Genomic DNA, 16,038 nt, shown 5'->3' with positions numbered 1-16,038 from the left:
GAATGTACCGCACAGGCGACTTGGCGCATTGGCTGCCGGACGGCAACATCGCGTACATCGGGCGGATCGACCATCAGGTTAAAATCCGTGGCTTCCGGATCGAATTGGGCGAGATCGAAGCCCAGTTGTTGCATGTTCCAGCCATTCGCGAGTCTGTCGTGCTGGCTAGAGAGGATGGGGCAGGGGACAAATATCTTTGTGCTTACGTCGTGGCGGAGCAAGAACTAAGCATCGCCTACATGCGAGCGCAGCTGTCGGAGCAGTTGCCTGAGTATATGATTCCATCCCAATATGTGCAGGTGGAGCATATTCCGCTTTCATCCAATGGCAAGCTCGATCGCCGTGCATTGGAGCATATGGGACAAGCCATCGCTGCCACAACGAGCTATGAAGCTCCGCGAACAGCAGAGGAACATGCCGTGGCGGCCGTGTGGCAAAGTGTTCTTGGCGCAGAACGCATCGGTGCCAAGGATCACTTCTTCTACTTGGGCGGCGATTCGATTAAAGCAATTCAAGTGATTTCCCGGCTGCATCAAGCAGGGTACCAAGCCGAGATGAAATCATTATTCAAATCGCCAACCCTTAGCGGCTTCAGCCGGCATTTGCAGCCGATTCGCAGGCGAGTCGAGCAAACCGCTGTACAAGGCGAAGTGATAGCGACCCCTATACAGCGCTGGTTCTTCACAAGCCAGATGCAGCAGCCGCATCACTTCAACCAGTCGATGATGCTGCATGCGGAGCAAGGGCTAGAGGAAACGTATCTGCGCCAGGCGATAACGGCGGTTATTCGCCACCACGATGCGCTGCGGCTTGTCGTGCGTACGATGGAGCCAGAGGTGATGCTGTGGAATCGCGGGGAACAGGAAGGGGCGCTTTACGGGCTCGACATTGTAGATTGTAGCGGTGGCTTGGCCGATGCAGATTCCGTGGAGGCGGCAATTCAGCGGCGGGCGCAAGCGCTCCAGGGCAGCTTTGACTTGGAGCAGGGGCCGCTGGTTAAGCTCGGATTAATCCGCAGCGATGATGGGGACCATCTGCTCATTATTATCCATCACTTAGCCGTCGACGGCGTATCTTGGCGCATTCTGTTGGAAGATTTGGCGACAGCATACGAACAAGCACAGCAAGGCCAAACGATTCAGCTGCCCGACAAAAGCGACTCCTTCCAGAATTGGTCCGAGCAGCTGCATGTGTACGCCAACAGCGAAGCGATGGAAAAGCAACTGGCTTATTGGCAAGCCATAGAGGAATCCACGGTGAAGCCGCTGCCTAAAGATGCCGATGTTTCCGTCACGTGGACACATGAATGTGACATTGTACACGTGCAACTGGAGCGGGAAACTACAGCGCAATTGTTAGGGGAGGCGCATCGTGCGTACGGAACGGAAATGAATGACCTGCTGCTCGCTGCGCTCAGCAAGACGGTGCAGGAATGGGCTGGCATCGATGAACTTGCGCTTCATATGGAGGGGCACGGCCGGGAAACGATGGTCCCTGGCGTGAACATCACCCGAACGGTAGGATGGTTTACGAGCATGTATCCCGTGATACTATCCACTGTAGCCGGCAGCGGCTGGGGAGCGCGGATCAAACAGGTGAAGGAGGAGCTTCGCCAAGTGCCGCATAAAGGCATGGGTTATGGCATGCTGCGGTACCTATCGGACAACTGCGCACTGGCTGAACAGCTGAAACCGGAAATTGTCTTCAACTACTTGGGCCAATTTGATTCTGGCCTGTCCGAAGGTGGTTGGGGCAACTCCCCTTATGCGAAAGCAAAAGGGGACGAAATCGGGATGAACGAGAAGCGGCAGCATGTACTCGACATCAACGGTGCAGTCAACGACGGGCAGTTGTCGTTCACGATCCGCTACAGCAAAGCGCAATATGAACGTGAAACATTGGAACAGCTGGCTGTTCGTTTTCAATCGCATTTACAGGACATGATTGCCCACTGCACAGCGAAGGAACAAGCCGAACTGACGCCGAGTGACGTACTGCTAACAGATATGAGCATACAAGAATTAGACCAGCTCGCTGAACAGTTGGCGGCCGTCGGAGCTATTGAGAATGTGTACCCGCTGACCCCGATGCAGAAGGGGATGTTGTTCCACAGCATCATGGAAGCGGAAAAAGGAGCTTATTTTGAGCAAGCTCTAATCGAACTTCGCGGACCGCTTGATGTAGATGCATTCCGCCAAAGCATGGAACGCCTGCTGCAGCGGCATGAGTTACTGCGAAGCAATGTGTACGATGGTTGGAAGGAATCGGTGTTGGTTATTTTCCGCAGCAAGCAACCAGAAGTCGCCGCTTACGATGTGCGGGCGATTCAGGAAGGCAAACGCGAAGCCGCCTTGCAACAGCTAGCTGAACAGGATAAGGCAAGAGGGTTTGACCTCCGCTGCGACGCCCTTGTTAGAGCGGCGGTCGTGCGGACGGGGGGAGAGAGCTGGCAATTAATTTGGAGCTTCCACCATCTGTTGATGGACGGTTGGTGTATGCCAATCGTATGGACGAGCTGCTGGAGCTGTATTTTGCCAGAGTCGAGCAACGTGAGCCGCAGCTTGCGGAAGCGCCATCGTACCGTCAATACATCGAATGGCTGGAAGTGCAGGATGAATCCAAGGCAGCGGATTATTGGAAGCAGTATTTGCAAGGTTACGAGCAGCACGTTATGCTGCCAGGCAGCTCATCTGGAATGGGGCAAGGCTATACAGCGAACAAACATCTGTTCAAACTATCCAAACCGCTGACGGACCGCTTGCAGCAATTAGCGAAAAACGAACAAGTAACGCTAAATTCCGTACTGCAAACGGCTTGGGGTATTCTTTTGCAAAAATATAACAACAGCAGCGATGCCGTGTTTGGCAGCGTCGTTTCTGGAAGGCCCGCAGCGCTTGCCGGTGTTGAGGAAATGGTCGGGCTGTTCATCAATACAGTGCCGGTCAGAATTCAGCGCCAGCAAGGCGAAAGGTTCACGGATATGGTTCGGCGCATCCAGGATCAAGCATTGGCGTCGGCAGCTTACGATTTTTATCCGCTGTACCAGGCCCAAGCGCAGACTGAGCTAAAGCAAGATTTGATCAACCATATTCTCATATTTGAAAATTACCCAATGAACGAACAAATCGATCAATTATTCGCTCCTCAAACAGGCCAGCACGCATTGCATGTCGCTCACATGGAGATGCATGAGCATACAAACTATGACTTTAACGTGGTCGTATTGCCGGGAGAGGCATTATCGATACAGTTTGGGTACAATGCAGACATTTACGCTAGCGAAGCCGTTGAGCGGATTGCAGGGCACTGGCTGCGGCTACTGGAGCAAATTGCTCTTGACCCGCAAGCCCAACTGGAAATGGTCGAGATCGTAGATGTGCTGGAACGCAAGCAGCTCGTTGAGGCATTCAACGATACGGCGGTGGAATATCCAAAAGATAAAACGATCCATCAGCTGTTTGAAGAGCAGGTAGAGCTTAACCCGCAAGCGACGGCCTTAGTGTTCGATGATCAGCAGCTGACTTACGGGGAGTTAAACGCCAGAGCAAATCAGCTGGCACGGACATTGCGGGATCAGGGTGTCGGCCCAGAACAATTCGTGGCGATTATGGCTGAGCGATCCGTGGACATGATCGTTGGCCTCCTAGGCATTCTCAAGGCAGGCGGAGCGTACGTGCCGATTGATCCATCGTATCCAGCCGAGCGTGTGCAGTACATGCTGGAAGATAGCGGAGCGAAGCTGCTGCTTACCCAACGCCGCTTACAGCTGGCTCACGCCTACAGTGGAAATACGCTGCATTTGGACGAAGAAAGCAGCTACCACGCAGAAACAACGAATGTGCCTTTCGTAAATGAAGCCCGCCATCTTGCTTATGCCATCTATACTTCCGGTTCGACGGGGCAGCCGAAAGGGGTTATGGTCGAGCACAGAAGCATTATGAATTCCTTGCAGTGGAAGAAGGGAATTTGGCGCCTAACCGGTCAGCATCGCGTGCTTTGTCCGGTATCGTTTGCCTTCGATGCGTTCGTTCATGGGCTCTTTACTCCACTCCTTTCTGGTGCAGCGGCTGTTATCGTTAGTGATAGCGCCGCAACCAATCCAGAAGCGATAGCTGATGCCATCGCATCCGAAGCCGTTACTCATCTGATGATGGGGCCTGGCTTGCTGCTGCTCGTTTTAGATCGGCTCAAGGATAAGGGCAGCAACTCGCTGCTTTCGATTGCCCTAGGTGGGGAAGCGTTGACGCCGCTGCTATCGGAGAAGCTATTCTCGGTTTGTCCTCATGCAGAAGTGATTCATGAATACGGGCCGACCGAAGCGAGCGTCGTGACAACAGCGCAGCTATTAACCGAACCATCCCAAATCACGATCGGTCGGCCAATTGCCAATTCCCAAGTCTATATTGTCAACGAGTGGAACGCCATTCAACCTGTCGGCGTAGTTGGAGAGCTATGCATTAGCGGTGCTGGGCTAGCCCGCGGCTACTTGAATCGCCCAGAGCTTACCGCAGAGAAATTCGTAAATCATCCGTTCTTGCAAGGCGAGCGAATGTACCGCACAGGCGACTTGGCATGCTGGCTGCCGGACGGAAGCATTGCGTATATGGGACGGATTGACCAGCAGGTCAAAATTCGCGGCTACCGGATTGAGCTTGGGGAAATTGAAGCTCGGCTGCTGCAAATTCCAGCTATACGCGAGGTTGCCGTACTGGCAAGAAAAGATGCGTCGGGGTCATCGTATTTATGTGCATATCTCGTATCAAAGGAGCAGCTCAGCGTATCCGATCTTCGCGTGCATTTATCGGAGGGACTGCCCGGATATATGATTCCTTCCCAGTATGTGCAAGTGGATCATATTCCGCTTACATCCAATGGCAAGCTCGATCGCCAAGCATTGGAACATATGGGGCAAGCCATTAGCGCCACAACGAGCTATGAAGCGCCACGAACAGCAGAGGAAAATGCGGCAGCGACAGTATGGCAAAGTGTGCTTGGCGCAGAACGCGTCGGTGCCGAGGACCATTTCTTCTATTTGGGCGGCGATTCGATCAAAGCAATTCAAGTGATTTCACGTCTGCGTCAAGCCGGATACCAAGCCGAGATGAAATCCTTATTCAAATCGCCAACCCTTAGCGGCTTCAGCCGGCATTTGCAGCCGATTCGCAGGCGAGTAGAGCAAATCGCTGTACAAGGCGAAGTGAAAGCGACCCCAATCCTGCGCTGGTTCTTCAAAATGCAGATGCAGCAGCCGCATCACTTCAATCAGTCAATGCTGCTGCATGTGGAGCAAGGGCTAGAGGAAGCGTACCTGCGCCAGGCGATAGCGGCCGTTATCCGCCACCACGACGCGCTGCGGCTCGTCGTGCGCACGATGGAGCCAGAGGTGATGCTATGGAATCGCGGGGAACAGGAAGGGGCGCTCTACGAGCTTGATATTGTAGATTGTAGCGGCGGCTTGGCTAACGCGAACGCGATGGAGGCGGAAATGCAGCGGCGGGCGCAAGCGCTCCAAAGCAGCTTCGATCTGGAGCAGGGACCGCTGGTTAAGCTCGGATTATTCCGCTGTCATGATGGGGACCATCTGCTCATTATTATCCATCACTTAGCCATCGACGGCGTATCTTGGCGCATTCTATTGGAAGATTTGGCGACAGCCTACGAACAAGCGCAGCAAGGCCAAACGGTTCAGCTGCCCGAGAAAAGCGATTCGTTCCAGTACTGGTCCGAGCAGCTGCATGCTTATGCCAACAGCGCGGCGATGGAGAAACAGCTGGCTTATTGGCAAGCGATAGAGCAAACTCCAGTGAAGCCGCTGCCTAAAGATAGGGATGTTTCCGTCACGTGGACACATGAATGTGACATTGTACATGTGCAGCTGGAGCGGGAAGCTACAGCGCAATTGCTAGGGGAGGCACATCGTGCGTACGGAACGGAAATGAACGACCTGCTGCTCGCTGCACTCAGCAAGGCGATACAAGAATGGGCTGGCATCGATGAACTGGTGCTTCATATGGAGGGGCATGGCCGAGAAGCGTTAATTCCTGATGTGAACATTACCCGCACGGTAGGCTGGTTTACGAGCATGTATCCGGTGAAGCTGTCAGCTGGGACCGGCAACGGCTGGGGAACACGGATCAAACAGGTGAAGGAAGAGCTTCGCCAAGTGCCGTCTAAAGGCATGGGTTATGGCATGCTGCGATACGTATCGGAAAACTATACACTAGCTGGCCAGCTGAAACCGGAAATTGTGTTTAACTACTTGGGCCAATTTGATTCTGATCTGTCCGAAGGCGGCTGGGGCAACTCTCCTTATGCAAAAGCGACTGGGAACGACATCGGGATGAACGAGAAGCGGCAGCATGTGCTCGACATCAACGGTGCTGTCAACGAGGGGCAGTTGTCGTTCACGATCCGCTACAGCAAAGCCCAATATGAACGTGAAACGTTGGAACAGCTGGCCGTTCGTTTTCAATCGCATTTGCAGGACATCATCGTCCATTGCACAGCGAAGGAACAAGGGGAACTAACGCCAAGTGACGTACTGCTAACAAATATGAGCATTCAAGAGCTGGATCAACTGTCCGAGCAGATGGGGGCTATCGGGGCTATTGAGAATGTGTATCCGCTGACACCGATGCAGAAGGGCATGCTGTTCCACAGCATTATGGAAGCGGAGAAAGGGGCTTATTTTCAGCAGAGTGTCATCGGGCTTCGCGGTCCGCTTGATGTAGAGGCGCTCTCCCAAAGCTTGGAGCGTCTACAGCAGCGGCACGAGATATTGCGAAGCAATGTGTACCAGGGATGGAAGGAAGCTGTGTTAGTTATTTTCCGCAGAAAAGCTGTGGCACTCACGATTGAGGACATCCGTTCATTGCCGCAAGAGAAGCATGAGGAAGCGATCCGCCAATTAGCTGAGCAGGATCGAGCCAGAGGGTTTGGCCTGGAAAGTGATTGCTTAATGAGAGCCGCCATTGTGCGGACTGGGACGGAGAGCTGGCAATTAATTTGGAGCTTCCACCATCTGTTAATGGACGGCTGGTGCATGCCAATTGTTTGGGGGGAATGGTTCGAAACTTATTTTGCCCTCGTAGAGCATCGGGAATCGAAGCTGCCAGCCACCATGCCTTACGGTCAATATATGGAGTGGTTGCAGCAACAGGATGAGCAAAATGCAGCAAATTACTGGAACGAATATATAAATGGGTATGATCAGCACATTGGCTTGCCGGGCAAACGGCCAACAAAGGGGCAGCAATATGTGCTGGACAAACATCACTTGATATTGTCCGAACAATTGACGCAAGCGTTGCAGGCCATCGCAAGCAACGAGCAGGCTACATTAAACACGGTCATGCAAGCTGCTTGGGGTATTTTATTGCAAAAATACAATGGCAGCAGCGATGTCGTGTTTGGCAGTGTCGTATCGGGAAGGCCAGCTTCTTTGCCTGGTGTAGAACAAATGGTCGGCTTATTTATTAATACGATTCCAGTAAGAATCCAAAGCCAGCCAGATGAGCGCTTTGTCGATATCGTCCGGCGAAACCAGGAGCAAGCGTTAGCGTCGGCAGCGTTTGATTTCTATCCGCTGTACCAGACGCAAGCGCAGACCGGGCAAAGGCAAGATTTGATCAACCACATTCTGATCTTTGAGAACTATCCAATGGATGCAGCAACGGACCAGTTATTTGCCCAGCAAGCAGGCCAACGCCGCTTGGAAGTAGCGAACATGGAGATGCATGAACATAACAATTATGATTTTAGTTTGGTCATTATCCCAGGAACCGCCTTGTCCATGCGCTTGGAATACAATGCGGAAGCATACGATGGAATTGCGATAGAACGCTTAGCACATCATTGGCTGCATCTGTTAGAGCAAATCGTGGCCAATCCGCAGAGGCCCATCGCTCAATATGGGCTGGTGACTGAAGTTGAACGCCAGCAATTGGTCGAAAGGTTCAACGCTACGCAAACCAATTATCCAAGGCATACAACGGTTCATCAGCTTTTCGAGGCACAAGTGGAAAAGACGCCGAACGCGATTGCAATCGTGTTCGAGGATCAGCAGCTGACGTATAGGGAACTGAATGAAAGAGCAAACCAATTGGCGCGTACGCTACGGAATCATGGTATCGGTAAAGACCAATTGGTTGCCCTTATTGCTGAACGCTCAATGGGAATGATCGTCGGCATGATGGCTGTGCTTAAAGCAGGCGGTGCGTATGTACCGATCGACCCAACGTACCCTGCCGAGCGCGTCCGGTACATGCTAGAGGATAGCGGCGCCAAGTTGCTATTAACGCAAAGCAGCCTGCATAACCCTGCCCTTTATAGCGGAACAACTCTCTATGTGGACGAGGAAAGCTGCTATCAGCAGGAGGCTGCTAATTTGCCACCGGTAAATGGAGAAGAGCATCTAGCTTATGTCATCTACACCTCCGGTTCTACTGGCAAGCCGAAGGGCGTTATGGTCGAGCATCGCAACGTCAACAACTTTATAACCGGCGTAACGAACCGGATTCCGGTCTCTGCTGTGCAGAAGATACTGGTGCTTACTACGTTATCCTTTGATATTTTTGTACTCGAAACGTGGTTGCCGCTGTCGCAAGGCTTGCAGATTATCATTGCCGATGAGTCAGAACATAAAGATGCCGTGCTGTTAGGAAAGCTGATCCAAAAGCACCAAGTGGACATGCTTCAGATTACGCCTTCCCGCTTAAAACTGTTAGTAAGCCACGAAGAAGGAAGAAGATCCTTGCGTGGGCTTCAGCACATATTAATTGGCGGCGAATCCGTATCGATCAGCCAAGTGAACGAAGTGAGGCAATGGAGCAACGCGAAAATCTACAATATGTATGGGCCAACGGAAACGACGGTATGGTCAACGATGAAAGATTTGAGTGATGAACAGGAAGTGTCGATCGGGACACCTATTGCGAATACGCAAATTTACATGCTGGATAGCTGCTATCAGCTGCTTCCCGTTGGAGTTGCTGGGCAGCTGTGTATCGCAGGTGCTGGCGTAACGCGTGGTTATCTAAATCGCCCAGACCTGACCGAACAGAAGTTTGTGGACAACCCGTTTGTGCCGGGAGAAAGGCTGTATCTGACAGGTGACCTAGCCCGTTGGCTGCCTGATGGAAACATCGAGTATTTAAGCCGAATGGATCATCAAGTGAAAATACGCGGCTATCGGATTGAGCTAGGCGAGATTGAGGAGCAGCTGCAGCAAATCCCTATGATCATCGATTGTGCCGTGCTGGCCAAAGAGGATGAATCCGGATCCCATTACTTATGTGCGTATGTTGTCGCTGAGCAAGAAGTGAATACGCATGAATTGCGCCTGCAATTATTGAAACAGCTGCCAGACTATATGGTGCCTTCCCAGTTTATTCGAATTGACGCCATCCCATTAACGGCTAATGGAAAGGCCAATCGATTAGAACTGCTTAAGATCGAAACACAACTAGCGACGGGAACAGCTTTCGAAGCGCCAAGAAGTGAATTTGAAGCAATCTTAGCCGAGATCTGGCAACAGTTGTTGCATCTAGAGCAGGTCAGCATTAACGATAATTTCTTTGTGCTGGGCGGAAATTCACTATTAGTGATGCAGCTAGATCATGAGCTAGACAAGCGAGGCGTCCAAATCTACCCGTTTGAAATCTTTAACGAAATCTACAGGTACCAAACGATTAAAGAACTAAATGACCTTATTTTTGCTGAACAATCTTGATTAAGTGACGATCGTTTAATAGAAAGGATGTTGAGCATGCCGGAAATCAAATTGCCGTTTCAAAATCCGATCATAACGACGTATCCCCAGCAAACGAACGTCATTGCGATCACTTCGATGCATGAGGCGTTCTGGCCGTGGTTTCATAGCAACTTTATCCAGCTCAAATGCAGCCGCAAGCCGCGAGCCCTTGACCTATTAATTTATCCTGATAATTTGCAAAGGGTTTGCCCGCTATTGGACTATCAAGTGTTAAATAGGGGCAGCCTCAATCAATGGTTTCCGAACATGATCGGCTTCATTATGAAATGTATTGACGATCAGTATTATTTTCATGCAACGGTTAACAGCTACTACATCCCTCCGGCAGAAGCGTATTACCATAAGGTTCATCGCTTTCACGAAATCCTTATTTTTGGGTATGATGCTGAAGCCAAAGTGTTATTCGGAGCGGATTTCTTTCATTTAGGGAAGTATGAGTGCAAAGCGATTCCTTTCCATGAATTTGAGGATGCTTACTATAGTGTTGACGTGCATAACAACGGGAATGTCGATACGGTTCATTTTGTGAGCACGGATCTGAATAATCATTTGAGCCAGATTGAAATTATTAAATATAATGATAGGTCGCATTTTCATGCCAAGCAGCCTTATGAGCTGGATTTGGGCAATATGATCGATTTGTTGGACGATTATTTGCAAGCCAGCAACACATCCCAGAAGTTTTCTGTGTTTGAAAATGCTGCTGACGGAATCTACGGCATGCAAGTGTATGGCATGCTATTGAATCATCTAGAAGGTGTTGTTTCAGGGGAAATTGAGCAGTGTGATGTGAGGTCTTTTCAGATTTTGTTAGAGCATAAACGCTGTATGGTGCTCCGAGTGCAGTATCTGATTGAAAAAGGGATCTATAACGATGGGAAGCAACTGCTTGAGCACTTAAAAAACATCGAGTTTATGGCAATTAAAATGCGCAATTATGCGTTAAAATTTGCGTTTTTCAAAAACGATGCGCAGCTCCAGCAAATTTTATCCGAACTCAGCCAATTAGTGCCGCTCGAGAAAGAGACGTTACAGCAGTTTATGGAGGAGTTGAGGGCTATACAGCATGATGCCAATCAAAGGGCAGCGCTCTGCTAGCTCGCGGTAAACAAGTACAAGCACTCAGATGATCCTATCACGCAAAAGGCTGGAAGAAGGTCGAGCGGTTTCTCGATCCTCTTTCAGCCTTTTTTATTACAATGCTATTTGAACTATTTTGTTATCCTAACAAGTTTTGTGGAATGGATTTCATTTTATGAATACTGAATAAGGATAGGTGTTGGTAGCCATGGCTGCTTCGTAAATACAGTACTAAAAGCCTATTGGATTCAAAGTGAATAGCCATTTAGAAAAAATATTCCTGTTAGCTAACTTGTTATTTCGTTATACAAATTTGTTGACATTTAAACTAACAAAATGTAAATTTGGATTTAGCGATTCGAGTAAGCCCTTAGCAACTTCTCTAGCGAGCTTTTTAACGGGGGCTACGAATCGGATTTAATAACGGAAACATGTCTGAAAGCCTCCTCTCCTCTCTTATCGATTGTTGTTTCTTCGTGCGATCGGTTCCCACTCCTTAGGCTACACAACTACTTCCTGAACTGAACAAGATGCAAGTGCACGGGACAGCAGAAAACGTAGTGCAAACTAAATAGAGAGCGCTTTCATTTATGTTGAAAAAGGAGGGATGCTTGCTTTCTGGTTTGGTTTCAGGAAAAAGTACGATAGCTCAAAACAATGGAGGTTGAATATGAGAAAGATTTTAGCGTGCCTGATCATGTTCAGTATGTTAGTTAGCAGCATAGCAGCAGCGCCGGTCCAAACGAGTGCAGCAGCAACCAATGTGGCGTTAAACAAAACGGCGGCCGCCAGCTCCGTCGAAGACTCGGGCAAAACAGCAGCGATGGCTTTTGATGGGAACACTTCAACGCGATGGTCCTCGATTTATTCCGATCCGCAATGGATTAGCGTTGACCTTGGATCGGCGATGGACATAAACGGTGTCATGCTGAACTGGGAAGCAGCCTACGGCAAAGCGTACCAAATTCAAACCTCGTTAGATAACAGCAACTGGAGCACGGTGTATTCCACAACAACCGGGGACGGCGGTGTCGACAACATTTCCTTCAGCACGCAAAAAGCGAGATATGTAAAAATGTACGGCACGCAGAGGGGGACAGGTTACGGATACTCGCTGTGGGATTTTGAAGTTTATGCGGCCGGCAATACGAACGAATCGTCACCTATTGCTTCGGGGGCTGTGTATAAGCTCACGGCTCAACATAGCGGGAAAAGCCTTGATGTAGCCGCTGGCTCAATGAATGAGGGCGCGAATGTTCAGCAATGGGCAGATAACGGAAACACGCAGCAGCAGTGGAAGGTTATCGATGTTGGCAATGGCTATTACAAGCTAATCTCGCAAAAGTCCGGCAAAGCGCTGGAAGTAGCGGGCGCTGCTACGAACGACGGTGCCAACGTCCAGCAGTGGACGGATACCGGGCAAGCGAATCAAAGATGGAAAATCGTTGATGCAGGCAATGGCTATTATAAGTTAATCGCACAAAACAGCGGCAAAGCGCTTGATGTTGCTGGCGGAGCAACGAATGATGGCGCGAATGTGCAACAGTGGACGGATAACGGGAACGCCCAACAAAAGTGGAAGTTTACTGAAGTGGCAGCAACGCCGCCAGACACGGCAGCGCCAACAGCGCCAACCAATCTTGTAAGCCCTTCCAAAACAGCGGCGTCAGTTAGCTTGGTTTGGACGGCATCTACGGATAACGTAGCTGTAACCGCTTATGACGTGTACCGTGGAACGGCGCTGGCAGGCACGGCATCTTCGACAAGCTATACAGTAACGGGCTTAACAGCCAATACGGCATACAGCTTTACGGTAAAAGCGAAGGATGCAGCGGGCAACGTATCGGCAGTGAGCAACGCTGTGAGCGTAACGACGAGTTCGCAGCCAACAACGGCAGCTGGGTTTTACATTAACGGCACGAAGCTATACGACGCGAACGGCAATCCGTTCATTATGAGAGGGATCAACCATGCTTACACATGGTATAAAGGCCAAGAGGAGGTGGCGTTCCCTGCCATTGCCAAAACAGGAGCGAATACGATTAGAATCGTGCTCTCGGATGGCCAGCAGTGGTCGAAGGACAGCCTAGCTGCCCTCCAGAAGCTAATTTCGTTAGCTGAGCAAAATAAAATGGTCGCAGTCGTGGAGGTGCACGACGGAACAGGCTCGGACAGCGCAGCTGTGTTGGAAAACATCGCAAACTACTGGATCGAAATGAAGAGCGCACTTATCGGCAAAGAAAGCACGGTTATTCTGAACATTGCTAATGAATGGTACGGCACATGGAATGGCGCAGGCTGGGCAGCAGGCTACAAGTCAGTCATCCCTAAGCTGAGAAACGCAGGCATCAAAAATACAATTATGGTAGACGGAGCAGGCTGGGGCCAATACCCGCAATCCATCGTCGATTATGGCACGGAAGTGTTTAACGCTGACCCTCTGAGAAACACAATGTTCTCGATTCATATGTACGAATATGCTGGGGGCAATGCCGCTACTGTAAAATCGAATATTGATAACGTACTAGCTAAAAACTTGGCATTAGTAATCGGCGAGTTCGGCATCAAACATACGAACGGCGATGTTGATGAAGCGACAATCATGAGCTACAGCGAGCAGAAGGGCGTAGGCTATCTCGGCTGGTCGTGGAAGGGCAACGGCACGGGGCTTGAATATCTCGATATGGCCAATGATTGGGCAGGAACGAGCTATACGGAGCAGGGCAATGCGATTATCAACGGAGCAAATGGCATTAAAGCAACGTCTAAACTCGCAACGGTTTTTGGAAGCACTACTGACACCAAGCGCCTTTCGCAGGAAAGCTAAGCATTACGAAAGTTAATTTCTGATAAAGATTATGATACTTTGAAACTACTCTCTGTTAAAATGGAAGGAAGTAAAGCCATTTTACAAAAAGAGTAGTTTCTTTTTGTTTTAATAAAATAAACGGGGGATTAGATGACGGCTTGGAGGTTTTGAAATGAAGGTCAAACGAATCGTCGCCAACATAAATACGAAGGATATCAAGGCAGCTAAATGCTTCTACCAGGATGTGCTCGGCCTTGATTTAATGATGGATCACGGTTGGATTAGAACGTATGGCTTGAGCGAGGAGATGGGCATTCAAATTAGCTTCGCCTCCCAAGGAGGCTCGGAAACGCCTTTACCTGATCTATCGATTGAAGTTGATGATGTCGATGCTGCATTAGAAGGCATGAAGAGAGCGGGATTTCCGATCGAATATGGGCCTGCTGATGAGCCTTGGGGCGTTCGGCGATTTTATGTTCGTGACCCGTTCGGCAAGCTCATTAACATTGTTGCCCATACATAACGAATGCGATGCGCATATGCACACGAGGGGAGTTGAAAACATGTTCTTGCGCAGCCTTGAAATCATAAACCGGCCGGATGTGGCTAATAGCTACCCTTTTGACATTCCTGTCATTCAGAGCCTCACATCTCTTGCATTTACGAAGAACGTCACTTATTTGGTAGGGGAAAATGGATCGGGGAAGTCGACGCTTCTGGAGGGGATTGCTTACCAATGCGGGTTTAATACCGCAGGCGGCGGGCGAAATAACCACTATGAAGTGAACGCTTCACGGTCAAGCCTGGGGGAGCATCTGCGCCTCTCATGGCTGCCTAAGGTAACGAACGGCTTCTTCTTGCGCGCGGAAACGTTCTACGACTTCGCCTCTTATTTGGATACAGTGCCGGAGAGCTTGCCGTATTATGGGGGGCGATCCTTGCATGAGCAATCGCATGGCGAAGCGTTCCTCTCCTTATTCCAGCATCGGTTTGGCAAAAAAGCGATTTACCTGCTGGATGAGCCCGAGGCAGCGCTTTCTCCGGCAAGGCAGCTTGCGCTTTTGCGGATTATTAAGGATCTAGAGCATGTCGCCCAGTTTATTATCGCAACCCATTCGCCGATTATACTCGGCTTTCCTAATGCCCAGATCTTAAATTTCGATGAACAGCATGTGCAAGAAATCCGCTACGAAGAAACGTTGCATTATATCGTAACTAAGCGATTTCTTGAAAATCGCAATAAAGTGCTGGACGAGTTATTTGCCGACTAACGTATAGAACCAATTCATGAAGTGAAAAATGGGAGGGATGCTAAAATTAGAAAGGAGTAAAACAAGAATGGATGCTACATTGGGAGCGGATGAGGTATTGCAGCTCATTCGAAAACTCCAATCTAATGGAGGCGCAGTCAGCAAGAAGCAGGTTAAACAGAACAATCCCGAGCTAATGCGGAACGCGTTGTTTTATTTTCCGAGCTGGGAGCATGCGTTGAAAAACGCGGAGATTTAAGGGTTTGAAATGATGCAGCTTATAACGACTAACGCAACGCAGCCACAAAAAGGGCGAAGGCGGACCAGAAATGGCCTGTACCTTCGCCCTTTTTTACGTTAACGCCTTGTTCATAAATGAGATTGAATCGCCTCACGAATGCGCGCCAGCGTGCGAAGGAGATCCGTGTTCTCGATCACATGCTCGCACTGCTTCCGATAAACGACCTCTTCGCTATACGTAACAAGATAACGGTCGACAACCTCAAAGGGCATGCCTTTTGCCTCCAGCCGTTCCCTTACCGTGATCTTATCGACATAAATAAAAATTCGAATCGCGGAGCTGCCGTAATGCTGTTTTAGTTTTTCTGCGCCTTCTGTGTTAACGATCACATAGGCGTTTCGCTTTTCTTGTAGTGGGCGCTCTACGTGGTTGCGCAGAATGCCGTATTGATGATGGCCGATAAGGGCGGTTTCGATGAACTCGCCATTGTGCTGCTTGGCTTCAAACGCTTCGCGCGAGAGGAACCGGTAGTCACGGTCGGGCGTTCCGCGTTCTGGCGAACGCGGCGGCCGTGTCGTGCAAGATTGAATCGAATACAGTCCGAGCTCTTGGCCAATCCGATGGCCAATCGTTTTGCGCCCGGAGCCTCCTGTACCCGTGAAGATGAATAGAAACGGACCCGCCATAGTGATCTCTCCCTTCGCAAAGGCTCTATGAATTCGAAATATTCAGACCTATTGCATACAGAATATTTCGACAGAGCTCGACCAATTCCTTTTTTCATCCGTTTGCATCGTAAATCCAGATCGGACAAAACGCCTTCTGATTTGCTTGGCTTGGGCATATGCTGATACGGAATGTGACGAGTGTAGGGGTGTTCGGCAGA

The 16,038-nt window shown here is 50.0% G+C and carries 7 protein-coding genes and 1 pseudogene; 7 read left to right on the top strand and 1 reads right to left on the bottom strand.

Annotation, left to right across the window (positions count from 1 at the left end; all coding sequences use genetic code 11):
• Positions 1–2: 2 nt before the first annotated feature.
• The 7 genes and pseudogenes from GON22_RS26775 to GON22_RS25770 form a co-directional block, all read left to right on the top strand.
• A pseudogene (locus GON22_RS26775) lies at positions 3–5,171 on the top strand (non-ribosomal peptide synthetase); the annotation flags it as partial.
• 26 nt (positions 5,172–5,197) lie between these two features.
• Positions 5,198–9,730, top strand: a complete 4,533-nt coding sequence (locus GON22_RS26770; RefSeq protein WP_442954390.1) for an amino acid adenylation domain-containing protein — start codon at positions 5,198–5,200, stop codon at positions 9,728–9,730.
• A 36-nt stretch (positions 9,731–9,766) separates the two neighbouring features.
• Positions 9,767–10,870, top strand: coding sequence for a hypothetical protein (locus GON22_RS18665; protein WP_160397622.1), 1,104 nt, complete (start codon positions 9,767–9,769; stop codon positions 10,868–10,870).
• A gap of 652 nt (positions 10,871–11,522) precedes the next feature.
• On the top strand, positions 11,523–13,679 hold the full coding sequence (locus GON22_RS18660; RefSeq protein ID WP_160397621.1) for an RICIN domain-containing protein: 2,157 nt from the start codon (positions 11,523–11,525) through the stop codon (positions 13,677–13,679).
• Between the two features lie 154 nt (positions 13,680–13,833).
• Positions 13,834–14,184 carry a VOC family protein gene (locus tag GON22_RS18655; protein ID WP_160397620.1) on the top strand — a complete coding sequence of 117 codons (351 nt, stop codon included), beginning with the start codon at positions 13,834–13,836 and terminating at the stop codon, positions 14,182–14,184.
• A 40-nt stretch (positions 14,185–14,224) separates the two neighbouring features.
• A complete protein-coding gene (locus GON22_RS18650) occupies positions 14,225–14,932 on the top strand; it encodes an AAA family ATPase (RefSeq protein WP_160397619.1) in 708 nt (235 codons plus the stop codon).
• A gap of 67 nt (positions 14,933–14,999) precedes the next feature.
• Positions 15,000–15,170, top strand: coding sequence for a hypothetical protein (locus GON22_RS25770; RefSeq protein ID WP_202113315.1), 171 nt, complete (start codon positions 15,000–15,002; stop codon positions 15,168–15,170).
• 110 nt (positions 15,171–15,280) lie between these two features.
• On the opposite strand, the gene GON22_RS18645 is transcribed toward GON22_RS25770, so the two are convergent.
• On the bottom strand, positions 15,281–15,838 hold the full coding sequence (locus GON22_RS18645; protein ID WP_160397618.1) for a guanylate kinase: 558 nt from the start codon (positions 15,836–15,838) through the stop codon (positions 15,281–15,283).
• Positions 15,839–16,038: the final 200 nt, after the last annotated feature.

The sequence above is a fragment of the Paenibacillus sp. MMS18-CY102 genome, from assembly GCF_009789195.1.
Taxonomy (GTDB): domain Bacteria; phylum Bacillota; class Bacilli; order Paenibacillales; family Paenibacillaceae; genus Paenibacillus_T.
This window is presented reverse-complemented; position numbering and strand designations above follow the sequence as displayed.